The organism is Synechococcus sp. W55.1, assembly GCF_047461655.1.
Classification (GTDB): Bacteria; Cyanobacteriota; Cyanobacteriia; order Thermostichales; family Thermostichaceae; genus Thermostichus.
Genome location: NZ_JANSHN010000034.1, coordinates 1 through 22352, shown reverse-complemented (window position 1 = coordinate 22352; position 22352 = coordinate 1). Strand labels below are relative to the sequence as shown.

The window sequence follows — 22352 nt, the reverse complement described above, 5'->3', positions numbered from 1 at the left end:
CCGCCTGCCTACACGTCGCAGACCTGCCACCGGTGTTTGCACATCCATCCCGACCCTGCGCAATCCTATCGCAGTGGTAAGTCGTTCAAGTGTGGGCACTGTGGATGGGAAGGGGATGCGGATTTGAATGGTGCAAACGTAATTGCGCTCTTGGGGGCTGCCGTAAACCAGCCTAGAGGTTCGGGCCTGTTTTGTTCTCTAGTAGAGCAGAGCAGGCCCAGGGCTACTGAAAGCCCGCTCCGTACCGCTTAGCGGTCGGAGCCGGGTAGTTTACTGAAACAGGTAGGCCAGCCCCACCAGCAGGGCCACCAACCCCACCGCTGTCAGGGTGAAGTGAAGCAGGGAAGTCTTGCCTTTGCGCACCATGTTGCGCATGGCCAGGCGGGTGTAACTCAGCTGGGGGGGGGATCCCGCCCCAACCGAAGGAGAATCTGCAGAAGAAGGCTGCGCCATCAGGATAACCAGAGCGATAATTTACCCTACCTTCAGGCTAGCTTAATCTGCTCCTCCGGATAGAGGTGTTTCCCAAGCTTCGACCTTCCCGCTGAAGAAGGGCCATAGCTGTCGCGCGGGGATCTTCCGGTGCCAAAATAACGACAGCATCCCCCTCTTTTGCCCCCCATGTTGCAAGTTCAGCATCTTTCCTACCATCCGGCAGGCGTTTCCCAGCCCATTCTCAACGATCTTTCCTTTGAGTTGGGCCTGAACCAGTTGGGGCTGATCGTGGGCAAAAGTGGGGCGGGCAAGAGCACCCTGCTGGAGATTTTGGCTGGCTTGGCGCGGCCCACCCAAGGACGGATTACCTGGGGAGGGGCAGAACTTTCCCCCAACCGCTTGCGCAGCATGGCGGGGTTGGTGTTTCAGTTTCCAGAGCGCCACTTTTGCGGCTTGACGGTGCTGGAGGAAATGCGCTTTGGTTATCCAGAGCTACAGAGAAAAGAGATCGAAAACGCCCTCAGACAGGTGGGATTGGAAGGGATCCCTCTACATACCTCCCCAAACCGCCTCAGCGGCGGGCAACAGCGGCGCTTGGCCCTGGCCGTCCAGTTGATCCGTGGCCCGTTTTTGCTGTTGCTGGATGAGCCGACGGCGGGATTGGATTGGTCGGTGCGGCGGCAGTTGATCGAGCTGTTGGCTCGGCTAAAGTCCACCTGGACGGTGTTGGTGGTTTCCCACGACCCGGAGGAGCTGTCCTCCATTGCCGATGTGCGGTGGACATTGCAGGCGGGATCCCTGAGGCCGGTGGCGGCGGAGGCTTTGCTTCAGAGGTAGCGGCGGGGATCGACCGGTTGGCCGTTGACGCGCACTTCAAAGTGAACATGGGGCCCGGTGGAGAGGCCGGTGGAGCCGGAAGCAGCAACAACTTGCCCCCGCTGTACCTGCTGGCCTACCCCAACGGCAACGCGGCTGTTGTGGGCGTACAGGGTGGTGATGCCGCCGCCGTGATTCACAATCACCGTATAGCCGTAGCCGCCGTACCAGCCGGCGTAGATGACGGTGCCCCGGTCGGAGGCTCTCACCGCAGTGCCGGTGGGCACACCAAAATCGATCCCCGCATGAAAGCGGCGACTGCGGTAGAGGGGGTGAACCCGCCAGCCAAAGCCGCTGGTGATCGGCCCGCGCACCGGAGCAATGAATCGGCCTGTCCCTTGAACGGGATCCCTGCCCCCTTGCTGTTGGGCCTGCTGGGCGATCAGTTGCTGGATCAGACTGGTGAGCTGTCGAGAATCGGCTTCCAACCGCCGTTGGGCTGCTTCATAGGCCGCGCGTTCGTTGGCCAAGCGGCCCACCAGTTGCTCTTGGGCGGCAGCCTGCTGCTGCAGTTGATTCTTCTGGGCGGCCAGCTCCTGCAAAATCAAGGAAATCTCGTTGCGCTGCATCTCCAGGGCAATGCGCTGTTGATCCACCTCTTTGGCCATTGCTTGCAGCTCTTGGATCAACTGCCGATCCGCCTCGATCAACAGTTGCAGTTGGTGGCGGCGGTCGAAAAACTCGTTCAAGTCACGGCTGGTGAGCAGCAAAGCCCACCAATGTTCGGCCCCCTGTCGCTGCATGTAGCGCAAACGGGCAGCCGTGCCCTGTTGCTGCCGTCTCAGGCGGTCTTCCAGCTCCTGTAGCTCCTTTTGAGCTTGCTCCAGGGCTTTCTGGGCTTGTTCCAGACGATACTGATTGTCGCGAAGGCTGGATTCGGTCTGTCGAATGTTTTGCTGCAGGGATCCCATGCGGCGGCGGGCCTCTTCTTCTGCCTGGCGCAGTTCTCCCAGGCGGCGCTGAGTGCTCTGGATTTGGTGCTGGATCTGCTGCTGCCGCTGTTGCAATTGGTTGACCTTCTGCGCCTGAGACGGGGCAACCCCCCCCAGTCCCCCCAACAGCAAGAGGGTGAGCAATCCAAGCATCACCCACACTTTCAGTCTGCGTGCCCCACGACTCAGACTCGTCACTCCTCACACCCTCTGCAACCGACCCATCGACCCTAAGGATACAAAGATCCCCACGGATCTGATCGAGCCTGAGCTGGCTATTGCCGGTTATGGCTGCTTGACAAGAAATAGAAAGAAGCGACAGGACATAAGAAAAAGACCCTGGCGACACAGCGGCGTCACTCTCAGGAGCAGTGAAACTATTCGTTTCTTTGTTTTGACTTTCCTCTCCCAGGGAAAGAAGGGTTAGGGGCGAGGGGCAACCGGGAACTGTCTCAAACCTGTTTGAAATAACCACACCGCTGTTAGGCTCGTACTAACCTTTGGATCTCATGGGTCTGATGGTGGGCAGCCCAACCCACCGGCGAGCGACAGCGACCTCAACATCTGGCAAAGATGAGAAACCGATGAGAGGGTATTTCCCCACAGATGGTATTCGAGGATTTTGAGTGCGGTTTCGGGAAAGGGTCACAGCACCCCTGGCTACTCCATCTGTGGCAGCAGCCGCTGATCGCGGTGATCCGCCTCTGTGCCAGCCCAGCCCAGGCCCTAGAGGGATCCATGCTGGCCATCCGGGCCGGGATCCGCCACATTGAAATCACCACGCAAGTTCCCCAATACCTGGAGTTGATTGCCCAACTGCGGCAAGACCACCCGCAGTGTTGGATAGGGGTGGGCACTGTTCTCAATCGACAGATGGCGGAGCAGGCTTGGCAGGCAGGAGCCCAGTTTTGCGTTTGCCCCTTCACCGATGAGCAAGTCATCCGTTGGGGTCGGGAAGTAGGGCTGCCCATCGTGCCCGGTGCCCTCACCCCCGGCGAGATCTGGAGGGCGTGGCAGGCGGGGGCAACGGCAGTGAAGGTGTTTCCGGTGGAGAGCATGGGGGGATCCCGCTACCTGCGCCATCTACAATCGGTGCTGGGATCCCTGCCGTTGATCCCCACAGGGGGAGTCACCTTGGCCGGGGCAGCGGAATACCTGCAAGCAGGGGCCTGGGCGGTCGGCGTTGCCGGAGATCTGTTCCCGCCAGAGGATTTGCATTCGGGCTGCCATGAGCTGGAGAATCGACTACGACAGGCGCTGAAACAGCTGGCAGAGCAAAGAAGCAAAACCTGGCCCAATCTGGGCAAACCAGTAGAATAAGGGGCGTGGTGTGAGTGAGGCCCGCATGGATGGATTTTTAGATCTCTATCTGCAATTCAACATCCCAAGCCCGATTGAAGAAGCCACTTGGCGTCATTGGTTCGAGATCTGGCTGAAAGAGCTGGGAGTACAGGAGCCATGCGAGCTCAGCCTTTGCCTCACTTCCGATGAACACATCCGCCAGCTCAACCGCGAGTTTCGCCATCTCGACGAGCCCACCGATGTGTTGGCCTTTGCCGCGCAGGAGATGTTTGCCCCCTTTGAGATCCAAGACGTAACGGGGGTACGCCTGCTGGGGGATATTGTGATTTCGGTGCCCACCGCCCGCGCACAAGCCAAGGCGCAGGGGCATCGTCTTTCGCAAGAGTTGGCCTGGTTGGCCAGCCACGGGTTGCTGCATCTGCTGGGGTGGGATCACCCGGATGAACTGTCCCTACAGCGCATGTTGCAGCAACAGCGACAGTTGCTTGCCGCCATCCAACTGGATGGGGAGGTGGCCCATGGCCAACAGCCCTAGTCGGTTGCCGGAGCGTTCTCGCCTGGCGGTGTTCCGGCGGCGCGTCCATTCCAGAGACCCAGCGCAGCCATCTGAGGCGGATCGGGCAGCCAGTGCCGAGCCTTTGGGAAGGGATCCCTGGCGACGCCCCCCCTCTTGGCAAGTGGCTGACAACCTGGGCAAAAGTTTCTACTACGCGGGCAAGGGCTTGGTCTATGCCATCCGCACCCAGCGCAACTTGCGCATTCACATGGCGGTGGCGGTGATAGCCTTTGGCCTTGGGCTGGGCCTGCGGCTGAGCGCTGTGGAAATGGCCCTGATCAGCCTGACCAGCGGCTTGGTGATGGCGCTTGAGCTGGTCAATACCGCTCTGGAAGCGGTGGTGGATCTCACCCTGGGCAGCAAGTATCACCTCTTGGCCGAGATCGCCAAAGATTGCGCGGCAGCAGCGGTGTTGATGGCGGCAGCGGCGTCCTTGATGGTGGCGGCTTGGCTATTTCTTCCGCCCTTGGTGTTGCTGCTGCAAGACGGCTTCCCGGCAGCAGGGTAGCTCCCCGATTGGACAGGAAGTTTCCTATCCAGACGGCTGGGAGTGGATCACCACCCGTCCTCCCTGCCGGTCCAGGTTGAGCAGTTTGGCCTCCGCTTCAATATCCAACTGCGCCCAAGCGCTGACCATCGCGGATCCCACCCGTTCCCGATTCTCGGGAGCACAGAGGGCCAGAAGAGTGGGGCCGGCTCCGCTGATCACCACCCCATAGGCTCCGGCAGCCATGGCTGCAGCTTGAACCGTTTTGAACCCAGTGATCAGCTCCATACGCGCCGGCTGGTGCAGCCGATCCTGCAGGGCCACCTTCAGCCAGTCCACCCGCCCCGACTGCAGGCTGCGGATGAGTAGGCCCAGATGGCTGCTGGAAAAAACTGCATCCGCCAAGCTGACGGATTTGGGCAGGATCTCGCGGGCCGCTTGGGTGGAAAGCTTAAAGTTGGGCACCACAGCCAGGATGCCAATGCTCTCATGCCACTCCACCGGACAGAACACCCACTGCCCCTGCTGTCCCTGCACACAAAGCTGACAACTGCCCTGCAGGGCGGGCACCACATTGTCTGGATGGCCTTCTAGGGCAATGGCCAGTTGTAGGAGGGTTTCGGGAGCTAAGTTAAGCGCCCCAATGGCATTGGCCCCCAGCAAGCCGCCGACAATGGCGGTAGCAGAACTGCCCAACCCCCGCGCCAGCGGCACGTTGAGGGTGATTTCGATTTCTACCCCCGGCACAGGCTTACTCAGCAGCTCAAAGGCGCGGCAAAAAGCCCGGTACACCAGGTTGTCCTTGCTCTGGCTAATGTGGTCGCTGCCGCGGTAGTGGATGCTGAGGCCAGAAGGGATCTCGCGAAAATAGAAGTGATTGTAGAGCTCTAGGGCTGCACCGATGCAGTCGAACCCTGGCCCCAAATTGGCGGTGGTGGCCGGGACGATCACCTCTACTCGTTCTTTGACCAAGGGGACAACTCCTCAGTGAACGGTGGGTAACTCAATGTCTGCGGCCTCCCATTATCCTACGAACGATGGCCAGACCTTGGATATTCTCGCCACCTCTGCTCGGTCTGCAGCTCGCCGAGGCAAACGCGCTGATCCAGCGGAGCTTTTGGACTATCCCGAAAGGTTTCTGACCATGATTGGTTCTTGTGACTTATTTGTGACTTATTGAGTATCGGGAATGTTGGGCCTGTTTCAACTCCAGCCTTTGCCATTGGCTGAACCCATCAGGGATCCTGAAAGAAGTGCGGGAGGGATCGGGGGGTGCAGGGGCTGTCTTGGTTGGTGTTGGGTTTGAGCTATGTCGGGCTGGGACTGGGATCCCTGCCTAGGTTGCGTATGAACCGGGCCACCATCGCCCTGGTGGGATCCGCCCTGTTGATTGGCTTGGGGACCTTGTCGCTACGGCAGGCTTGGGAAGCCATTGACCCGACCACGATTGTGTTTCTCCTGAGCATGATGGTGGTAAATGCCAGCTTGTCCTATGGGGGGGCTTTTCAGTTGGCTTTGCTGGGCTTGATTCGGGTGAGCCGCAGCCCCTTTGGTCTGTTGATCATGCTGGTGTTCGGCAGCGGGCTGCTCTCGGCTTTTTTGCTCAACGACACGCTGGCGCTGGTGTTTACTCCCCTGACTTTGCAAGTCACAACGGTGTTGGGGTTAAACCCGATTCCCTACCTGCTGGGCTTGGCGGCAGCCACCAACCTGGGATCCGTCGCCACCCTGAGCGGCAACCCGCAGAATATCCTGATCGGCTCCTTCTCTGGGATCGGCTACCTGGAGTTTGCTGCCCAGATGACCCCCATTGCCGTGGTGGGGCTGCTGCTGGAAGTGGGGTTGCTGTGGCTGTACTACCCTGAGGTGCGCTCGTTGAAACCCTTTGCTCGGGTGCCTTGGCTGCCGCTGCGGCTCTACCCGCCCCTGTTGCGCAAGAGCGTGGTGATTACGGGGGGGCTGTTTGTGGCCTTTGTAGCCGGACTTCCCTTGGCAGAATCGGCTTTGGTGGCGGCGGCCCTGTTGTTGATTACCCGTAGGCTGAAGCCGGAGCGATTTTTGGAGCAGGTGGACTGGAATCTGCTGGTGATGTTTTCCGGGCTATTTATCCTGACGCGGGCAACGGGAGAGCTGGTAACTGCTTGGGGGATGAGCTTGGGATCCTTGGCAGAGAGTCTGGCGGGATCCCCTCTTGCCCTGCTGAGTAGTGTGGCCGTTTTATCCAACCTCATCTCCAATGTGCCGGCGGTGCTGTTGCTGCAATCGTTCCTGCCCCGACAGGAGACCACCGCTTGGCTGTTGCTGGCTGCCGGCTCCACTTTGGCAGGCAATTTGACACTATTTGGGGCGGTGGCCAATTTGATCACAGTCGAGGCAGCGGCCAAAAAAGGCTACGTGCTCTCGTTTGGAGAACATCTGCGCTTTGGCCTGCCCCTCACTCTCCTAACCCTGGGGTTCAGTGGGTTGTGGCTGTGCCAGCCTTTCCTGTCTTCTCCACCGCTCAGATGACCTCTGTCGAGGGATCCAGTGGGGCTGTGACTGGCTTGTCGGGATCCCTGTGTATGATGGGAAAAAGAGTTTAAGAAACGTAACGTGTCTTCTCCGCTATCGCAGGCAGTTATTTTGATCACAGGGGCAACAGGGGGTATCGGCAGCGTCCTGGTGCCCATGCTGGCTCAGGCCGGATCCCATCTGGTCTTGGCCGCTCGGCGAGAGGAGCCTCTGCGAACTCTGGTGGAGAAATCGCTCTCTCTGGGGGCTGCCTCTGGAGTGGGGATCCCTACCGATGTGACAGACTATGCCCAGGTAGAGGCACTGGTCAACCAAACGGTGCAAACGCATGGGCGCATTGACGTGCTGATCAACCTGGCCGGGGCCGGGATCCTGAAACCTGCTCCGCAACTAACCCCCGCAGACCTAGAGCGGATGATAGCGGTCAACCTGAAGGGCAGCTTCTACACCAGCCAACTGGCTGCCAACCCCATGCGGGAGCAAAAATCCGGCCACATCCTCAATTTCCCCGGCGTTCTTGGACGTCATCCCATGGCGATGGCCTCTGCTTACTGTGCGGCCAAGTTTGGGGTGGTCGGGTTTAGCAAGTGCATGGCCGATGAGCTGAAGCGCTTTGGAGTCAGATTTACGCTGTTTTACTTCGGGGGCATCGACTCACCCTTCTGGGATCCCATCAGCCTGAAGGTGCAGCGAGACAAGATGCTCAGCCCTGCCACGGCTGCGGAAGCCATCCACTTTGCCCTCACAGCGCCCGCCGGTGCTGTACCGAGCGAGATCGTGCTGCAGCCTGAAAGCCACCAATTCCTTTGACCAAGTGTTTTGCTGTCCTTTTGCTGGGGTTGAGGCGGCAGCAGCCTGTCTTTTGGCGAGACAAGCGCTCGAGTTTCTCTCCGAGGCTCCCCCCGTCTCAATTCTGCTCTCCGCAGCCCAAAGCGCCAGCGGGGATCCTCATTTCTCGACGGCAACGTTGGATCAGATCTCCCGACACCCCCACCAACCGTCCTAGCCATTCGTCCGGCACAGAAGCAAGCAACGCCGGGCCAAACTGCTGATGAAGATGCTGCCAGAGAAGGGCAGCCCGCCGCGGCTGGGGTAAAGTGGTCGGCTAGCTGCGCAAGGTAACCGGAAATTGTGTTGTCAACTGCGCCCTCACCTGGTTTTGCAGAGCTTCTACCTCCGCATCCGTGAGGGTGCGATCGGGAGCACGGTACACCAGGCGGAAGGCAAGGCTGCGCTGCCCTGCAGGTACGCCTTGACCACGGTACTCGTCGAAAAGCTGCACCGATTGGAGAAGTTCTCCGCCCGCTCGACGGATAACCTTCTCGATCTCACCAACGGCAAGGTCGAGTGGCGCAAAGAAGGCGATATCCCGATCGGCAGCGGGAAAAGGCGAAAAGGGGACAAATTGCACAATGCCCCGTCTCTCCAGGCTTTCCAGCAAGGGATCCAACTGCAACTCAAAGCCATACACCTGATCTGGCAGCCCCTTTTCCTGACAGAGGCGGGGGTGCAGTTGCCCGAACAAACCGATGCGGGATCCCTCGAGCCACAGGCCGGCCTGGCGACCGGGGTGCAGCAGCGGCGATTGCTCTTCAGGGGGATCCAGACGAAACTCCGGGCCAAATCCCAGCCGCTCCAGGGCAGAGACCAGCAGTCCCTTGGCCTCGAACCAGTCCATGGGTCGGTTGCGGTGCTGCCAATCGTGGGGATTGGGATCCCCGCCCAAGATACCGCCGATATGCTCAGCTTCCCGGTAAGGGTGGGGGTTGGGGGGAAGGGCATGGGCAAAAACACGACCGATTTCAAAGGCTTGGAGCGGGCCGTTGCCTTGATCCCAGTTGAAGCGGAAGGCCTCCACCAGGCCGGGAAGTAGCGCATTGCGCACGGCTGAATATTCAGGCGAAAGTGGATTGGCAATCCTCACCAAAGATCCATCCTCCTCCGCTGGGCAGAGGGAGATGTGATACACCTCCGTCAGGCCAATGCCCCGCAGCACTTCTCGGATCTGGCGGGTGAACGTTTCCCGCGCCGAAAGGGATCCCACCTGCGGCTCGGTGGGCAGGGTTTCCGAGAAGCGGTCATAGCCGTAGAGACGGGCAAACTCCTCGATGAGGTCGATCTCCCGCTCAATGTCCCGCAGGCGATAGGGGGGAACGGCGACCTGCCAGACGCAGCGGGCCACAGTTGCCGTTTCTGTAGCGGGGGAGAGAGCATCCTGGGAACTGGCCTCTTCGCAACGGGAGAGCTGAAAGCCCAAGGCAGACAGGATCTCTTCCACATCCGCCGCCTGCACCTCGTCCCCCAACACATCGATCAGCCGCGACAGCCGCAATTTCAGGCTGCGTTCCAGGGGGGGCCGCCGGTCAAAGGTGGTAAGGCCGGTTACTGCTCCCCCTGCCAGTTCCAGGATCAACTGCACCGCCCGATCTCGGGCCTGATCGAGGGTGGCAAAGTTAACCCCTCGCTCATAGCGGGTGGAAGCCTCGGTGCGCAGACCTTGAGACCGGGCCGAGCGCCGCGTCACCGCTGGATCGAATAGGGCTGCTTCCAAGAAAATGCGAGTGGTGGTCGAGCCGACCTCGGTTTCTTCCCCTCCCATGACCCCGGCCAGAGCTACCGGTTGGCTGCCGGCCACAATGAGATGACTGTCGGCTTGCAAGGTGCGGGTTTGGCCGTCCAAGGTCTTTAAGGTTTCTCCCGGCTGGGCCAAGCGCACCTCGATGGTGGGTTTTTTCTTGCCCATGACCTGGAGCAGGCGATCCCAGTCGAAGGCGTGCAAAGGCTGGCCCCATTCCAGCAGGATCAGATTGGTAATATCCACTACATTGTTGATGGATCGCATGCCGGCAGCGGCCAGTCGGTGTTTTAGCCAGTCGGGGGAAGGGCCGACTTTCACCCCTTCGATCAACACGCCACTGTAGGCGGGGCAGGCTTTGGCGTCGGCAATGCGCAACTGAAAGTTGGGGATGGGCTTGGCCTGAAGAGGCTTGACGGGGGGCAGGCGCAGCGGGTTGCGGGTGAGGGCAGCCACTTCGCGGGCGATCCCCACCATGCTCAGGGCATCGGCCCGGTTGGCGGTGGAAGTGAGATCCAGCACCACATCGTCCAAGCCTAGAAGGGGGCGCACATCAGAGCCAAGCGGATGAACCTCCAGATCCAAGTCGGGCGGGAATTCGTGGATCCCTTCGGAAGATTTCTCCAGCCCCAGCTCGGCCAGAGAGCAGATCATGCCCTCCGAGATCACCCCCCGCTTGTCGGCTTTGGCAATGGTGAGGGAGAGGGCGGGCAAATGGGTGCCGGGTGTAGCCACTGCTACCAGGATCCCGGCGCGGGCGTTGGCGGCTCCACAGACAATGGTGGCAGGCCGATCGGATCCCAAGTCCACCTGGCAAACCTGCAGCTTGTCGGCGTTGGGGTGAGGCTCGGCAGCCAGGATCCTGCCCAAAACCACCCCATCTGCCCAGGTGCGGCGGTCTTCGATCTCTTCCACTTCAAACCCCGCCAGGGTGAGGGCCTCCCCCAGTTCTTCGGGTGAAAGTTGGAAATCCACCAGTTCTCGCAGCCACTTCAAGGAGATGCGCATCGCTGAGCCATCGGTGCAAACACCGCACCCATTATCGCTCACCTGGCCCTCTTCTCCAGCTGGGATCCTTGCCCAAGGCAGAACAGACAAGAGGCGCCTCCGGACTCATCGGTCTCATCAGGGGGAGAGAGGGGGATGCTAAAACGGTGAAGGCGACGGCTAAGGTCAGATCCAGCGGATGGCAAGGTGAGGAAAGATGAAGGAAGACTGGGCAAAACGGTTGCGCAACGGGCTGGTTGCCGCGGCAGCTGTGCTCTTGGCGGTGGGTTTGTTTTTGGCCAGCCAGGGTCGTCAGGCGGGCAGCAACCTAGAGGCTCTAGCCCAAGAAGCCATACCTTGGGAGCAAGCTCAGGCCAATGGCAAGCCTTCTTTGGTGGAGTTTTATGCCGATTGGTGCAGCACCTGTCGTGCCATGGCACCCCTCCTGGCCAGCCTGAAACAGGAATTTGCCGATCAAGTCAACTTTGTCATGCTCAATGTGGATAATCCCAAGTGGCTGCCGGAGCTGAGCCGCTACCGGGTGAACGGCATCCCTCATTTTCTGTTTTTGGATCGGCAGGGAGAAGTGCTGGGATCGGCGATTGGCGAACAGCCGCCGTCGATTCTGCGAGCCAATGTGTTGGCTCTGGCAACTGGACAGCCCCTGCAGTTGACCAACATCGGGCCGGTGTCTGAGCTGGAGCGGGGCAGGCGCGCCCTCCCCAGTCAGCCGGATCCCCGCAGTCATGGCTAGGAGCTTGGGCCGGGGTTTGTTGTCTTGGACACAGGCGAAAAGGTCTGACCTCGGTTTGATCTGATATTGGATAACTTCTACCCATTTTCGTAGCTCACAAGAACAGGCTATGGCTGTCGAGACGACACCGATTTTGCCGGATCCGCAACGGTTGATCCCGAGCGAGCGCCTCAGACAACTGAATGTCCGCTCCAATTCAGCCGGGCTCCGGCAGCTTTTGGGACATTTGGCGGTGATGGCGGTGAGTGGCAGCCTGTGGGTGACCCAGAAAGGTGTCAATGGCTGGATTGCCCTGCCGGCGCTGGTGGTTTACGGGGCCAGTTTGGCGACGATGTTTGCTGCTTTGCACGAATGTGTACACCGCACCGCTTTTGCCAGCCCAAAACTGAATGACGGGGTAGCCTGGGTGGCGGGCTTGCTCTCATTTTACAACAGCACTTTTTATCGCCGATACCACAAATGGCACCACCGCTATACCCAGATTCCGGGCAAGGATCCGGAGCTGGAGGATCCCAAACCCCAGAGCTGGCCGGAGTATTTGCTCGAGCTGAGCGGCTTGACTTGGTGGATCGGCAAGGTGAAGACCTACATCCGCATAGCCAGCGGCCAGTTGCAAGGCTATCCCTACATTCCTGAATCGGCCCGCCAAGAGGTCATTCGTTCGGTGCGGTTGCAGCTAGGGGTCTACGGCCTTGGGAGCTTGCTCTCCCTTCTGCTGGGGGATCCCTGGATAGTGTGGCTGTGGCTGTTGCCTTTGGCGGTAGGGCAGCCGATCTTGCGCTTCATTTTGCTGGCAGAGCACACAGGCTGTAGCCAAACCGAGGATCCCTTCTCCAATACCCGTACCACCCTTACCCTTTGGCCAATCCGCTTTTTGATGTGGAATATGCCTTACCATGCTGAGCATCACCTTTACCCCTCCATTCCATTTCATGCTTTGGCCGATGCCCATCAATACCTCAAGCCCCATCTGGCTCATCTAGGGCAGGGGTATGTGCGGGTTCATCGTCAGGTGATTGAACAATTTCAGGCATGACTCACTACACCTGGAGCCTGAACGATTTTCAGCTACAGTGCGGGATCCAACTGCCCCAAATCACGCTCGCCTACGCCACCTACGGGACTCTTTCCCCCCGAAAAGACAACCTGATCCTCTACCCCACCTCCTATGGGGCTCAGCATCCCGACCTGGAGTGGCTGATTCGTCCCGACGGCATCCTCAACCCGCAGCGGTGGTTTATCCTCATTCCCAATATGCTGGGCAATGGCCTTTCCACTTCCCCCAGCAACGATCCAGCCTGTGGCTTGCGGGAAGATGGCTTCTGGTTTAGCCACTGGGACAATGTGCGCCTGCAGGAGAGCCTGATTCGCCAACACTTTGGGATCGAACGCATCCGCCTGATCTACGGCTGGTCGATGGGGGCTCAGCAAGCCTATCACTGGGGATCCCTGTTTCCTGAGCGGGTGGAACGGATCGTAGCCCTCTGTGGCACCGCCAAGACCACGGTTCACAATCGAGTTTTTCTGGAGAGTTTGCGCTCAGCCCTGACTGCCGATCCCGCCTGGAACGGTCGCCGATTCACGGCCATCCCAGAGCGGGGCCTGCGAGCTTTTGCCCACATCTACGCCAGTTGGGCTGTTTCCCAGCCTTTTTTCAACCAAAAATGCTATGAATCCTTGGGGTATACCTCCCTCGAAGATTATCTAGAGCGAGGTTGGGAGGCCAATTACCGCCGCCGGGATCCGCAGAATTTGCTATCGATGATCGAAACTTGGATCCGCTGCGATATCAGCGACAACCCCATTCACCGGGGAGATTATCGGGCTGCTTTGAGGTCAATTCAGGCCCAAACATTGGTGATGCCCGCCCAGACGGATTTGTATTTCACCCCAGAAGATTGTCGGGCTGAGGCAGAATGGATCCCCAATGCGGTTTACAAGATCATCCCCTCCATTTGGGGACACCGGGCCGGTAATCCTCATCAAAACCTCGAGGATGAAGCTTTTATTCGCACAGCCGTGCAGGAGTTCCTGGAGAGCTGAGGGCACCTACACAGATCCTACACAGATTGCAGGCGCAGGTGTTGCACCAGAGCCTGTAGCCCCAACAGGTAGCTTTGCGCCCCAAAACCACTGATTTGCCCAATCGCTACGGCGGCGATGTAAGAGTGCTGGCGGAAGGGCTCGCGGCGATGGATGTTGCTCAGGTGGACTTCCACAGTGGGCAATCCTACGGCTGCAATGGCATCTCGGAGAGCAATGCTGGTGTGGGTATAGGCCCCAGGGTTGATCAGAATGCCGACATGCTGCTGGCGGGCACGGTGAATGGCATCGATGAGCACCCCCTCATGGTTGGACTGGAGAATCTCCAGCTTCGCCCCTAGCATTTCTGCCTGCCGATGCAGAGCCTGATCGATCTGCTCTAGGGATACTGAGCCGTAGATGCCCACCTCTCGCACCCCCAGCAGGTTGAGGTTGGGGCCATGCAGTACCAAGAGGCTGAGAGGCTCGCCGCCGGGGGCAATGGCAGTCGGATTAACGACGACGATGGGATCCATCTTCTACCGGAATGGGAGCAGGTTGAGGCTGGGGGTTCCCCAGCAGGGTGTCGATCACACGTTCCACCCATTCCCGGATCTTTTCCAGCACCTTTTCTACCCAATCCATCCGATCTGCCTCGCGAGGTTTTACGAAGGGAGTTTATTCGACGGACTTCTATGATAGCGCTTCTTTCCGAGGGGTGTAGAGCTGACTGGCTGGCCGGCCTTTTTCTCCAGCAGGGATCCCTTGTTTTGCCTACCCTTTTACAAGAATCTGAAGAAAATCCAAAACCCCTCAGCCAGACCAGTTCTTCAGCATCTGGCTAATGGTTCTGCAGATGATCCGCAGGGTCATGGAGCGCAGCAGGATCCCCATCTGAAGGTCTGTCCCCGGCAATTCAAATCGCTCCGCCTGGCCCGCCACCGTCAAAGTTAGGGTGGATCCCCGCTGCAGGAAGAGGGCGCCGCCGGGGTTGAGATCCCGTTTCAGGGTTTGCAGCTCTTGATCGGAGGGATCCCGCAGCACCACCAGATCGCTGCCTTCGTAGGCCAAGCCCTCCCGCTCCAGGGTCTCTTCGTCGGCTTCCGCCAAAAGCAGATCCAGTTGGGGATGGCGCAGCAGGGTTTTCACCTGGCGAAAGAGGCTGCCCTGCAGGGGTCTAGAGCTGTGGTTTAGCAGCACGCCCTCCCGACAGACGGATCCCACACATGCGTTGGGGCGGTGGGACAAAATATGCTCCACCAAGGTGTGCGCCTCCGCCAAGGTGAGGCGGTTAAAGGTCAAAATCGGGATGCGGGCCGTCTTGGGAAACAGATGGTCGAGGATTGCCCCCGGCACATCCACTCCCGCGCCAATGGCAGGTTTTTGGTGCATGAGCACACCTGGCGCAGCATTGATCTCGATGATCCCCAGGGATCCCTCCTTCCAGGAGCGCTCCAGGCTGGGGGCAATGACATCGATGCCCAAGCACACCAGCGAGAACTGCTGGGCAATGGTTTGGGCCAAAACCACGTTGTCGGGATGGACGGTGGCCGTGACATCGCGGCTCACTCCTCCCGCCGAGAGATTGGATACCTTGCGCAGATAGACCGTCCGCCCCGGTTCCAGCACACTGTCCACTGTCAAGCCTTGCTCTGCCAGAAAGCGCTCCATTGCCTCATCCCATTGGATCGGCCCCAGGGGAGAAGTGGGGGTATCCCAACGGACGGGATCCCGGTTGGCCTGCTCGATGAGCTGCCCGATGGTGCTTTGGCCATCTCCCGTCACTGAGGCGGGGCGTCGTTCCGTGGCCGCCACAAAGCGGCCTCCCACACACAACAGGCGAAAATCGGTGCCCTGCAGATGCTTTTCCAGGATCAGTCGGATGGGCTCCTCAGGGGGAAGGGCTGCCACGGCTACCTCGTAGGCAAAGGCCAGTTCTTCCGGGGTTTGAATGCCAGCCGTCACCCCCATCCCCTTGTGGCCGGCCACCGGCTTGAGCACCACCGGATAGCCGATTTCTTGCGCTTGCTGCAAAGCTTCTGCCAAAGAGGCGACCACCTCTCCCTGGGGCACGGGGAACCCTTGCGCCGCCAGAAAGGCTTTGCAATCGTCTTTGCGGGTGGTGAAGTCAGAGTCGAGATGGCTGTCGCAGTGAAAGGTGGTGGCCACCCCTCGCACCTGGTTGCGACCATAGCCATACTGCATCACCCCTTCATCCCATAGGTAGTAGGTAGGGATCCCGCGTTCGTGAGCAGCCCGCAGGAGGGCATAGACCGTCGGCCCGCCGTACACCGAGTCGCGAAACAATTGCTGCAGGCGGCGCATCTCCCCTTCAAAATCGAAGGGCTGTCCTTGGGTGATGGCTTCCAGCCAATCCCAAGCAAAATAAACCGCGGCACGAGTGGTACGGCCATGCAAGGTCTGCACCGCGATGCGCACATACTCTGGAAACAGGTGACAGCTCCACTTCTGCAAGTGGAGATCCATCTGCAACCGGTTCACCTCCGTCACCAGCCGGGCAAACAAGTGGGCGTAGGAAGGATAAGATCCCTCCTGCAACTGGGGGAAATGGAAGCAGACCTTGGACAGGTAGACATCAATGGGCAGCGGCTGTGGGCACTGGGTAAGGGCAAAGTCGAAGGTGAAAGCGGCTGTATTGAGATAGGGGTTAGGGCCGAGATAATGCTTCAGGTTGAAAATGTCGAAAACATCCGACTCGCGCGCGTTGATGCGGGGCACGCCCGCCGCCTCCTGCAAAACCATAGCCGGCCTCAAGAGAAGGGAAACAACGACCTCAGCGCGGGGAAAACCTAGCTCTCCCGGCTGGGGCCGCTTCCATTATTCCCGATCCGGCCCCCATCCCCGGCGGCTTGCCCTCGCAGCACAAGGGATCCCAGCTAGCCTTTTGCTGGTCAAGTGACAGTTGCCTGACAGGCAACTTGGTAACTTGGAAAACCCTTCCCACCCTCTGATCGGGTTGGGGTTATTTCGAGTTGCAGTGCAACTGTTTGCCAATTCTGGGATCCCCTCTCCTCATAATGGGCAAGGGGCTGGGAGTGCTTGCCTGTAGCAGTGCTAGAGGAATGCCTCAGACTTAGACTTGTTCGGAATCACCTAACGATGGGCTTGCCAAGTTGGACTAGCGAAGGGCGCTCAGAAGCACAACATCCATAACCAGCAGCGCCCCGGCAAAGGCCAGCAGGCTGCGCACGATCTGGCGCTCTTGCTTAGAACGATGGGATCCACCCACACGAAGCCATTTCAGAGATTGGGGAAGGCGGTACAGCATAGGAGATTCGGCGGAACCCTAGGGTGATCATGCCCTATTTTGTGGGGTTTGGATTCCCCACGCTGGGGGGGAGAAACGGCTAGCCCTGAGGGGCAATTCCCTCTAGAGTGAGGGTTAGTCCATTGCCCCTGTCTATGACCACTCCCTTGACCCAAGCCGAAACCGTTTTGCAAAGGTGCTGGGATCATTGGCAATCTCTGGCCAGCCGTCGGGATTTACAACCGGAGTTCAGGGCTCTATCCACTTTGCGCAAGCGCCTCACCGCGCGGCTGTTTTCCATTGCGGTGTTTGGGCTGGTCAACCGTGGCAAGTCGGCCGTCCTGAACGCCCTAACCGGCGAGGAGCGATTGAAGGTGGGCCCCCTCAATGGGGTCACTCAGCAGCCCCAATCCCTGCTGTGGCAGCCGGAGCCAGGGATCCCTTGGCGGGTGAGGCTGGTGGATACTCCGGGTTTGAACGAAGTGGAAGGAGAAGCCCGCGAACAGTTGGCCTGGGATGTGGCCCGCTCGGCGGATTTGATCGTGTTTGTCATCGCCACCGACCTGACCCAGTTGGAATACCAAGCTCTCTCGGAGCTGCGCACTCTATACAAGCCCATCCTGCTGGTGTTGAACAAATGCGATCTCTACTCCGAAGCGGAGTTGCAGGCCATTTGTGCCCAGATCAGCCGCCACCTAGGCTGGGTATCGCCGCAGGAGATTTTGACCGTGGCCGCTTGCCCAAAACCTCTGAAAGTCCGCACCCACTGGCCGGATGGCCGCATTACTTTGGAATGGGAACGGCCTGCACCCCAAATTGAAGCCTTGCGGGGGCGAATTCTGCAGATTTTGCAAACAGAGGCGGGATCCCTTCTGGCTTTGAATGTGTTGAAGCGGCTGGACCGGGTTCAGGCCCAGATTCTGGAAAAACAGTGGCAGCACCATGCCCCCTTTGTGGAGCAATGGGGCAGGATTTTCGCCCTTGGCAAGGGGATTGTGGTGGGCTTGGCTCCGCTGGGGTTGGATTTGCTGTTGGCCCCACTGCTGGATGGCCTTTGGCTGTTGGGCTTGGGAGTGCGGCTTCACCTACCCCGGACGGCCTTGTGGAGGGGGCTGGTCTCCTTTCGCGAGGGGCTGTGGCGACCGCTGCTGCTCAATGGGGCTCTGCTGCTGCTGGCGGAAGGGGTGAGTTCCTGGCTGTGGGGAGACTGGGGCAACGGCCTTTTGCCGGGTCTGGTAGCGGGGGTCAGCCTGTATCGCCTGGGATCCCTGGCGCCGCAGGTGCTCAGCCAGTTTGCAGCACAAGCGTTTGGCCTGGAAGCGGGCTTGCGTGCCTTGATTGAACAGGGAAGACCGGCTGTATCAGACCGCACAACCTCCCTGCCAGGTTTTCTCGCCTAGTTCTCAACCATTTCAGCAGCGTGGTAGGAGCTGCGCACCAATGGCCCCGAGCGCACCTGGCGAAACCCCATCCGACGGGCTATCTGGCCCAGCTCGGCAAACTCCTCCGGAGTCCAGTAGCGTTCCACAGGGCGATGCGCCAAAGAAGGCTGCAGGTATTGCCCCAGGGTCAGACGGTCGCATCCCACCGCCAGCAGATCCCGGAAAGTTTCCAGCACTTCTGCGCGGGTCTCCCCATGCCCCAGCATCAGCCCAGACTTGGTGGGTAATCCGGGATTCAGCTCCTTGACCGTTCGCAAAACCCGCAAGGACAAGTCGTAGCCGGAGCTGCGCCGTACTGCCTGGGAGAGGCGTCGCACCGTTTCGATGTTGTGGTTGTAGCAAACAGGCTGGGCAGCCACCACACGGGCAATGCACTCGCGATCGCCGCGAAAGTCGGGGGTGAGCACCTCGATCTGGGTGCCGGGGCAGCGCCGCCGAATTGCCTCGATGACCTCCACAAAGCGACCGGATCCCTGGTCGGGCAGATCGTCGCGGGCCACCGAGGTCAGCACCACATAGCGGAGCCCAAGCAGCTCAACCGCCTCGGCCACTTTCTCCGGTTCTGCGGGATCCAACGGTGCGGGCCGTCCACTGGCCACCTGGCAAAAAGAGCAGGCGCGGGTACAGATCCCTCCCATCAGCAGAAATGTAGCGGTTTTTTGGCTGTAGCACTCGGCTCGATTTGGACAGCGCCCCTCCTCACAAATGGTGTGCAGGCCCCGCTGCTTGATCACCTGCTGCACCGCTGAAGTCTCGCTGGCTTTGCCGATGGAACGCTTGACCCAACTGGGAAGAGGGCTAACCGACATAGGGAGAACCGTTGCGTTAACTGGGTATCGGCAACAAGACTGCGCCCCTCTACAGCCGAAGGATGCAGCGCCTGCTCTGCCATTCTGACATGATGAAGCTCTGGGTTCCGAAAAGGGGAGGCCGAAGTCTTTGGGTCGACGGACTTCTCGGCTCGCACCAGCGGGACAAAGTCCTCCCAAAGCTCAGCCCTGTTCAGGGTTGCATGGGTCTTTCGGGGAGATTAAGCCACCTGGGGTGTGGTCAGCATTTGGTTGACGATGCGCTGCACAATCTGAAAGCCGGTCACCGCCTGCCAACCCAAGATCGCCAGGATCACCACGTTCAATAGAATATGCACGTTGCGCGCCCAGACTTTTTGCCCGTCTTTCATCAGCGGTGCCAGAGCCGCAGAGCTGGCCACCAAGGCCACAATGCCCAACCCGGCCAGCAAGTGAGGCCCAACAAACAGCTTGCCGTTGTTCAGGTAGGTAACCCCCATGCCGCCCAGGGCTCCGAACACCATCAACAACAAGAACAGGGATCCGGCAAGGAAATGCCGCTGACCAAACTTCCCTTTGATCAGCTCCTTGCGTTCTTCTGCCGAGGCAGTGCGCACCCGTCGCGCTTGCAGACCCAGGTAAAGGGCATACAAGGCCAGCGCAAACGCCAAAATCATCAGCACAGGATGAAAGAAGGGCAAGGCCAGCTCTAGCCAGCGGGGAAGTTGAATGCTCATAGAGACCGCGGGAAGAAAGAGGAAGATGCCCCTAAATTAACATAAGTTAATCTCTCTTTTGCCGCTCATGAGACCAAAGGGCGCGCATGGACTCCAACAGTTGAGGCACCCTCTGGGTGAGGTCTTGATAGAGGCAAATTTGCTGTTGGCAGCGGGCCAGGTTATGGGCCTTGCGGCTGGGGTAGCGTTGGGGATCCCAATTCCAGTAGGCGTCTTCAAACCAATCCTGTAAAAAGCGCATCCCCAATTCCAGGGTAATCAGTTGGATCCCTTGAATGATGAGTTCTGGTTGTAGGGCGTGCAGGTTCCCGGTTTGGGCATAGCCCCGCAACCCGGCCAGGATTGCCTCGGGCTGAAGGGTATTTCCTCGTTTACCCCAGGAGCGCAGGGCATCCCCCAGTTCAACATAGAGGTTGTGATACATGAAGGTGTCCAGATCCACCAGGCCCACAAATCGCCCCTGCTCATCGAACAAAAAGTTGTTGAACTTGAGATCGGCGTGGATGATTTGAGTTGGGATCCCTGAGGGCAGCAGAAGATTCGGCACAGTTTCGATTAAAAACTGCCATTCTGCCTGCACTTCTGGCACCGGTTCGTGCTGGCGTAGCTGTTGCCAAAGGTGAGCCGTATCGTGAAAATACGGGATCCGGAAGCGGAAACGGTATTGCATTTGGGCCAAGAGTCGATGCAGGTGTCCAACGGCTGCCCCCGCCTCTTCCAGATAGCCCCAATTGGGAGGGGCTGAGTGACAGGATCCCGGCAGACAATCCATGACCCGCCACAGTCCTTCTGCCCAGGCCAAGTGCAGGGATCCATCGCGAGCGCGACGGAATCGGGGCACAGGGAAGCCGTGTTGTCTCAGCCATTGGCCGATGGCTTGACCATCTTCGGTGACAGCAGGATCAAATCGGGGATGAAGGCGCTGGGCGATGAAGGATCCCTCAGAGGTGATGAGTTTCCAGGTTTGGTGAATGAGGCCCACTCGGATGGCTTCGGGTGGCTCTGGATCCCCCAGTTGAAAGTGCTGGACAAGGGGATCCAGCCAAGTCAGGTCAAGCATAGGCGAGGAACCATTCAAGCTTGGGGTGCTGGGTCGATCTTTTCGTTTTCAGAGCTGCCTCAAACTGCTTACCACAGCGGCGGCCTTTGAGGCTTACAGTTCAAGTTCTATTGAAGTGGCTTCATGTTGACGATTTTACCGTCCTCGATAAACAGGGCAAGTTGTTTGGGAGGGTGCAGCTTGTTATGCAACCACAGCCTTTTTGCGGCTCACCCGAACGGGACTTGTCGCCGAAACCCACTGCCCCATTGGCCGAGAACTCAGGTGTCGTTGTGGCAAACCCGCGAAAGAGCCCCATTTGCTACCTTAATGAAGGTCGCTGGCCGGACAGCCGTTAGGTTCGCTCATCACCCCATGGATACCCGCCTAATCAACATTGGCTTTGGCAACATCGTCGCCGCTGGGCGTGTGGTCGCCATTGTCAGTCCCGAGTCAGCTCCCATCAAACGCATCATCAGCGATGCCCGCGAGAGGGGCCAGTTGATAGATGCCACCTATGGTCGTCGTACCCGCGCTGTCATTATCACCGATTCCGGGCACGTCATCCTCTCCGCCATCCAACCCGAAACCGTTGCCAACCGCTTCCTCACGGCCAAGCCCGGTTTGTCAGAGGAGACCGAGTGAAAGCCCATCGCTGTGAGCCGTTTGAGAAACCAGAAGTGAGATATCCTAAAACAAACCCAAACAAGTCAATTGCCCAGCCGTCTTGCGTCGGTCTCTGTCTATGCCAACCTCTCCTACCCCGGTTTCCTCTGAGTGTACGCAGCAGCAGGGATCCCTTCCGGCTCCTACCCCGCGCGGTCGCTTGGTGGTTTTGACAGGGCCCAGCGGAGTGGGTAAGGGTACGCTGGTCAACCAGTTGCGCCAGCGCCACCCCGAGCTGTATCTCTCGGTTTCGGTCACCACCCGCCCCCCCCGCCCCAGCGAACAGGAAGGTGTCAACTACTACTTTCGCAGCCGGGAGGAATTTCTCAACTTGATTGAAGCCAACGAGCTGTTGGAATGGGCACAGTATGCGGGCAACTTTTACGGCACTCCCCGCGAGATCGTGTTCCAAAAACTTAACCAGGGTCAGGATGTGCTGCTGGAAATTGAGCTGGCGGGGGCCCGTCAGGTGAGGCAACAGTACCCAGATGCCATTCGCATCTTTCTCTGTCCACCTTCTCTGGAAGAGCTGGAACGTCGCATCCGCGAGCGCGGACAAGACTCAGAGGCCAGCATCGAGCGCCGCCTGGAACAGGCCCGCAAGGAATTGGATGCCCAAGACGAATTTGACTACGTGATTGTCAACGACAACCTGGAGCAAGCGCTGCAGGAGCTGGAAGCCCTGCTCTATCCCCCCTCTCCCTCTTCAAAGGAGCAGCAGCCCTAGCTTCTCCAGCCCCTTCCCGGAACGCTGGTGTCGGTGGTGCAGTGGCTCCAGATTGGGCCTAGGGTTAACTTTCGGTTAAGAAAAAAGCTGCTGGGGAGGGTAGTTTGGCTTTACCAAAAAACTGGGTCTGAAGCCCCGCCCTAAGGCCTACGGCCCGCTGACGCGACCAGGGCGGCTTTTATCTTGCTAGACCTTTGATAAAGTAGGCTCATGCGCGTCCTCGAAGCCAAGCTCCTCAACGGCACAGC

24 protein-coding genes are annotated in these 22352 nt (G+C 59.2%); 13 read left to right on the top strand and 11 right to left on the bottom strand.

Annotated features, from left to right (window positions below):
• The coding region (locus NW816_RS13445) for a zinc ribbon domain-containing protein (protein ID WP_414409481.1) at positions 1 to 252 on the top strand (252 nt) is incomplete at its 5' end.
• An 18-nt stretch (positions 253 to 270) separates the two neighbouring features.
• Here NW816_RS13445 and NW816_RS13440 read toward each other — a convergent pair.
• On the bottom strand, positions 271 to 453 hold the full coding sequence (locus tag NW816_RS13440) for a DUF3285 domain-containing protein (RefSeq protein ID WP_414409480.1): 183 nt from the start codon (positions 451 to 453) through the stop codon (positions 271 to 273).
• Positions 454 to 621: 168 nt separating this feature from the next.
• Here NW816_RS13440 and NW816_RS13435 point away from each other — a divergent pair, with 168 nt between their 5' ends.
• A complete protein-coding gene (locus tag NW816_RS13435) occupies positions 622 to 1272 on the top strand; it encodes an ABC transporter ATP-binding protein (protein WP_414374439.1) in 651 nt (216 codons plus the stop codon).
• Here NW816_RS13435 and NW816_RS13430 read toward each other — a convergent pair.
• Positions 1263 to 2396, bottom strand: a complete 1134-nt coding sequence (locus tag NW816_RS13430; RefSeq protein ID WP_414409479.1) for a murein hydrolase activator EnvC family protein — start codon at positions 2394 to 2396, stop codon at positions 1263 to 1265. The genes NW816_RS13435 and NW816_RS13430 overlap by 10 nt on opposite strands.
• 453 nt (positions 2397 to 2849) lie before the next feature.
• Between NW816_RS13430 and eda the strand changes: the two genes are divergently transcribed.
• From eda to NW816_RS13415, 3 genes are read left to right on the top strand one after another with little or no spacing between them, the layout of a single operon-like run.
• On the top strand, positions 2850 to 3563 hold the full coding sequence (gene eda, locus NW816_RS13425; RefSeq protein WP_414409478.1) for a bifunctional 4-hydroxy-2-oxoglutarate aldolase/2-dehydro-3-deoxy-phosphogluconate aldolase: 714 nt from the start codon (positions 2850 to 2852) through the stop codon (positions 3561 to 3563).
• 25 nt (positions 3564 to 3588) lie between these two features.
• The gene (gene ybeY, locus NW816_RS13420; RefSeq protein WP_414343558.1) at positions 3589 to 4080 is read left to right on the top strand and encodes an rRNA maturation RNase YbeY; all 492 of its coding nucleotides are present in this window, start codon (positions 3589 to 3591) and stop codon (positions 4078 to 4080) included.
• Positions 4064 to 4609, top strand: coding sequence for a diacylglycerol kinase family protein (locus NW816_RS13415; protein ID WP_414409477.1), 546 nt, complete (start codon positions 4064 to 4066; stop codon positions 4607 to 4609). The genes ybeY and NW816_RS13415 overlap by 17 nt, the downstream gene beginning before the upstream one ends.
• A 24-nt stretch (positions 4610 to 4633) precedes the next feature.
• Here the strand turns inward: NW816_RS13415 and thrB are convergent, their stop codons facing one another.
• Positions 4634 to 5560 carry a homoserine kinase gene (thrB, locus tag NW816_RS13410; RefSeq protein ID WP_011433497.1) on the bottom strand — a complete coding sequence of 309 codons (927 nt, stop codon included), beginning with the start codon at positions 5558 to 5560 and terminating at the stop codon, positions 4634 to 4636.
• Positions 5561 to 5860: 300 nt separating this feature from the next.
• Between thrB and NW816_RS13405 the strand changes: the two genes are divergently transcribed.
• Positions 5861 to 7096: an anion transporter gene (locus NW816_RS13405; protein ID WP_414409476.1), complete on the top strand. Its 1236-nt coding sequence runs from the start codon at positions 5861 to 5863 to the stop codon at positions 7094 to 7096.
• Positions 7097 to 7180: 84 nt separating this feature from the next.
• Entirely contained in the window at positions 7181 to 7909 is a 729-nt protein-coding gene (locus NW816_RS13400) for an SDR family oxidoreductase (protein WP_414355495.1), read from the top strand.
• A 295-nt stretch (positions 7910 to 8204) separates the two neighbouring features.
• Here the strand turns inward: NW816_RS13400 and pheT are convergent, their stop codons facing one another.
• On the bottom strand, positions 8205 to 10682 hold the full coding sequence (pheT, locus tag NW816_RS13395) for a phenylalanine--tRNA ligase subunit beta (RefSeq protein WP_414409482.1): 2478 nt from the start codon (positions 10680 to 10682) through the stop codon (positions 8205 to 8207).
• Positions 10683 to 10878: 196 nt separating this feature from the next.
• Between pheT and NW816_RS13390 the strand changes: the two genes are divergently transcribed.
• From NW816_RS13390 to NW816_RS13380, 3 genes are all read left to right on the top strand, one after another.
• Positions 10879 to 11415: a thioredoxin family protein gene (locus NW816_RS13390; protein WP_011434451.1), complete on the top strand. Its 537-nt coding sequence runs from the start codon at positions 10879 to 10881 to the stop codon at positions 11413 to 11415.
• A 109-nt stretch (positions 11416 to 11524) separates the two neighbouring features.
• The gene (locus NW816_RS13385) at positions 11525 to 12451 is read left to right on the top strand and encodes a fatty acid desaturase family protein (RefSeq protein ID WP_414399867.1); all 927 of its coding nucleotides are present in this window, start codon (positions 11525 to 11527) and stop codon (positions 12449 to 12451) included.
• Positions 12448 to 13458 (top strand): alpha/beta fold hydrolase, encoded by a 1011-nt coding sequence (locus tag NW816_RS13380; RefSeq protein WP_414409475.1) that lies wholly within the window; start codon positions 12448 to 12450, stop codon positions 13456 to 13458. Before NW816_RS13385 ends, NW816_RS13380 begins: the two co-directional genes overlap by 4 nt.
• Before the next feature lie 17 nt (positions 13459 to 13475).
• Here the strand turns inward: NW816_RS13380 and aroQ are convergent, their stop codons facing one another.
• From aroQ to NW816_RS13360, 4 genes are all read right to left on the bottom strand, one after another.
• On the bottom strand, positions 13476 to 13973 hold the full coding sequence (gene aroQ, locus NW816_RS13375) for a type II 3-dehydroquinate dehydratase (RefSeq protein ID WP_414344089.1): 498 nt from the start codon (positions 13971 to 13973) through the stop codon (positions 13476 to 13478).
• Positions 13951 to 14082 (bottom strand): hypothetical protein, encoded by a 132-nt coding sequence (locus NW816_RS13370; RefSeq protein WP_011434447.1) that lies wholly within the window; start codon positions 14080 to 14082, stop codon positions 13951 to 13953. Before NW816_RS13370 ends, aroQ begins: the two co-directional genes overlap by 23 nt.
• Positions 14083 to 14250: 168 nt before the next feature.
• Positions 14251 to 16200, bottom strand: coding sequence for an acetate--CoA ligase family protein (locus tag NW816_RS13365; protein WP_414409474.1), 1950 nt, complete (start codon positions 16198 to 16200; stop codon positions 14251 to 14253).
• A 376-nt stretch (positions 16201 to 16576) separates the two neighbouring features.
• On the bottom strand, positions 16577 to 16726 hold the full coding sequence (locus NW816_RS13360) for a hypothetical protein (RefSeq protein WP_011429585.1): 150 nt from the start codon (positions 16724 to 16726) through the stop codon (positions 16577 to 16579).
• A 134-nt stretch (positions 16727 to 16860) separates the two neighbouring features.
• Here NW816_RS13360 and NW816_RS13355 point away from each other — a divergent pair, with 134 nt between their 5' ends.
• A complete protein-coding gene (locus tag NW816_RS13355; RefSeq protein ID WP_414383734.1) occupies positions 16861 to 18105 on the top strand; it encodes an Era-like GTP-binding protein in 1245 nt (414 codons plus the stop codon).
• On the opposite strand, the gene lipA is transcribed toward NW816_RS13355, so the two are convergent.
• The 3 genes from lipA to NW816_RS13340 form a co-directional block, all read right to left on the bottom strand.
• On the bottom strand, positions 18102 to 18956 hold the full coding sequence (gene lipA, locus NW816_RS13350) for a lipoyl synthase (protein WP_414409473.1): 855 nt from the start codon (positions 18954 to 18956) through the stop codon (positions 18102 to 18104). The two genes, NW816_RS13355 and lipA, sit on opposite strands and share 4 nt — an antisense overlap.
• Positions 18957 to 19177: 221 nt before the next feature.
• The gene (locus NW816_RS13345; RefSeq protein ID WP_414409472.1) at positions 19178 to 19672 is read right to left on the bottom strand and encodes a DUF4079 domain-containing protein; all 495 of its coding nucleotides are present in this window, start codon (positions 19670 to 19672) and stop codon (positions 19178 to 19180) included.
• Between the two features lie 46 nt (positions 19673 to 19718).
• On the bottom strand, positions 19719 to 20732 hold the full coding sequence (locus tag NW816_RS13340) for a phosphotransferase enzyme family protein (RefSeq protein WP_414409471.1): 1014 nt from the start codon (positions 20730 to 20732) through the stop codon (positions 19719 to 19721).
• A gap of 354 nt (positions 20733 to 21086) precedes the next feature.
• Here NW816_RS13340 and remA point away from each other — a divergent pair, with 354 nt between their 5' ends.
• Both remA and gmk read left to right on the top strand, forming a co-directional pair.
• A complete protein-coding gene (gene remA / locus NW816_RS13335) occupies positions 21087 to 21356 on the top strand; it encodes an extracellular matrix/biofilm regulator RemA (protein ID WP_011431727.1) in 270 nt (89 codons plus the stop codon).
• Between the two features lie 100 nt (positions 21357 to 21456).
• The gene (gene gmk, locus NW816_RS13330) at positions 21457 to 22104 is read left to right on the top strand and encodes a guanylate kinase (protein ID WP_369791759.1); all 648 of its coding nucleotides are present in this window, start codon (positions 21457 to 21459) and stop codon (positions 22102 to 22104) included.
• Positions 22105 to 22352: the final 248 nt, after the last annotated feature.

Bases quoted from the DNA above. Each gene is read 5' to 3' on its own strand.
- NW816_RS13440 (WP_414409480.1), bottom strand. From the start codon at position 453: ATGGCGCAGCCTTCTTCTGCAGATTCTCCTTCGGTTGGGGCGGGATCC.
- NW816_RS13430 (WP_414409479.1), bottom strand. From the start codon at position 2,396: ATGCTTGGATTGCTCACCCTCTTGCTGTTGGGGGGACTGGGGGGGGTT.
- NW816_RS13380 (WP_414409475.1), top strand. From the start codon at position 12,448: ATGACTCACTACACCTGGAGCCTGAACGATTTTCAGCTACAGTGCGGG.
- eda (WP_414409478.1), top strand. From the start codon at position 2,850: ATGGTATTCGAGGATTTTGAGTGCGGTTTCGGGAAAGGGTCACAGCAC.
- NW816_RS13390 (WP_011434451.1), top strand. From the start codon at position 10,879: ATGAAGGAAGACTGGGCAAAACGGTTGCGCAACGGGCTGGTTGCCGCG.
- gmk (WP_369791759.1), top strand. From the start codon at position 21,457: ATGCCAACCTCTCCTACCCCGGTTTCCTCTGAGTGTACGCAGCAGCAG.
- pheT (WP_414409482.1), bottom strand. From the start codon at position 10,682: ATGCGCATCTCCTTGAAGTGGCTGCGAGAACTGGTGGATTTCCAACTT.
- NW816_RS13365 (WP_414409474.1), bottom strand. From the start codon at position 16,200: ATGGTTTTGCAGGAGGCGGCGGGCGTGCCCCGCATCAACGCGCGCGAG.
- NW816_RS13415 (WP_414409477.1), top strand. From the start codon at position 4,064: ATGGCCAACAGCCCTAGTCGGTTGCCGGAGCGTTCTCGCCTGGCGGTG.
- NW816_RS13370 (WP_011434447.1), bottom strand. From the start codon at position 14,082: ATGGATTGGGTAGAAAAGGTGCTGGAAAAGATCCGGGAATGGGTGGAA.
- NW816_RS13360 (WP_011429585.1), bottom strand. From the start codon at position 16,726: ATGCTGTACCGCCTTCCCCAATCTCTGAAATGGCTTCGTGTGGGTGGA.
- NW816_RS13385 (WP_414399867.1), top strand. From the start codon at position 11,525: ATGGCTGTCGAGACGACACCGATTTTGCCGGATCCGCAACGGTTGATC.
- lipA (WP_414409473.1), bottom strand. From the start codon at position 18,956: ATGTCGGTTAGCCCTCTTCCCAGTTGGGTCAAGCGTTCCATCGGCAAA.
- NW816_RS13345 (WP_414409472.1), bottom strand. From the start codon at position 19,672: ATGAGCATTCAACTTCCCCGCTGGCTAGAGCTGGCCTTGCCCTTCTTT.
- ybeY (WP_414343558.1), top strand. From the start codon at position 3,589: ATGGATGGATTTTTAGATCTCTATCTGCAATTCAACATCCCAAGCCCG.
- remA (WP_011431727.1), top strand. From the start codon at position 21,087: ATGGATACCCGCCTAATCAACATTGGCTTTGGCAACATCGTCGCCGCT.
- NW816_RS13340 (WP_414409471.1), bottom strand. From the start codon at position 20,732: ATGCTTGACCTGACTTGGCTGGATCCCCTTGTCCAGCACTTTCAACTG.
- NW816_RS13355 (WP_414383734.1), top strand. From the start codon at position 16,861: ATGACCACTCCCTTGACCCAAGCCGAAACCGTTTTGCAAAGGTGCTGG.
- aroQ (WP_414344089.1), bottom strand. From the start codon at position 13,973: ATGGATCCCATCGTCGTCGTTAATCCGACTGCCATTGCCCCCGGCGGC.
- NW816_RS13435 (WP_414374439.1), top strand. From the start codon at position 622: ATGTTGCAAGTTCAGCATCTTTCCTACCATCCGGCAGGCGTTTCCCAG.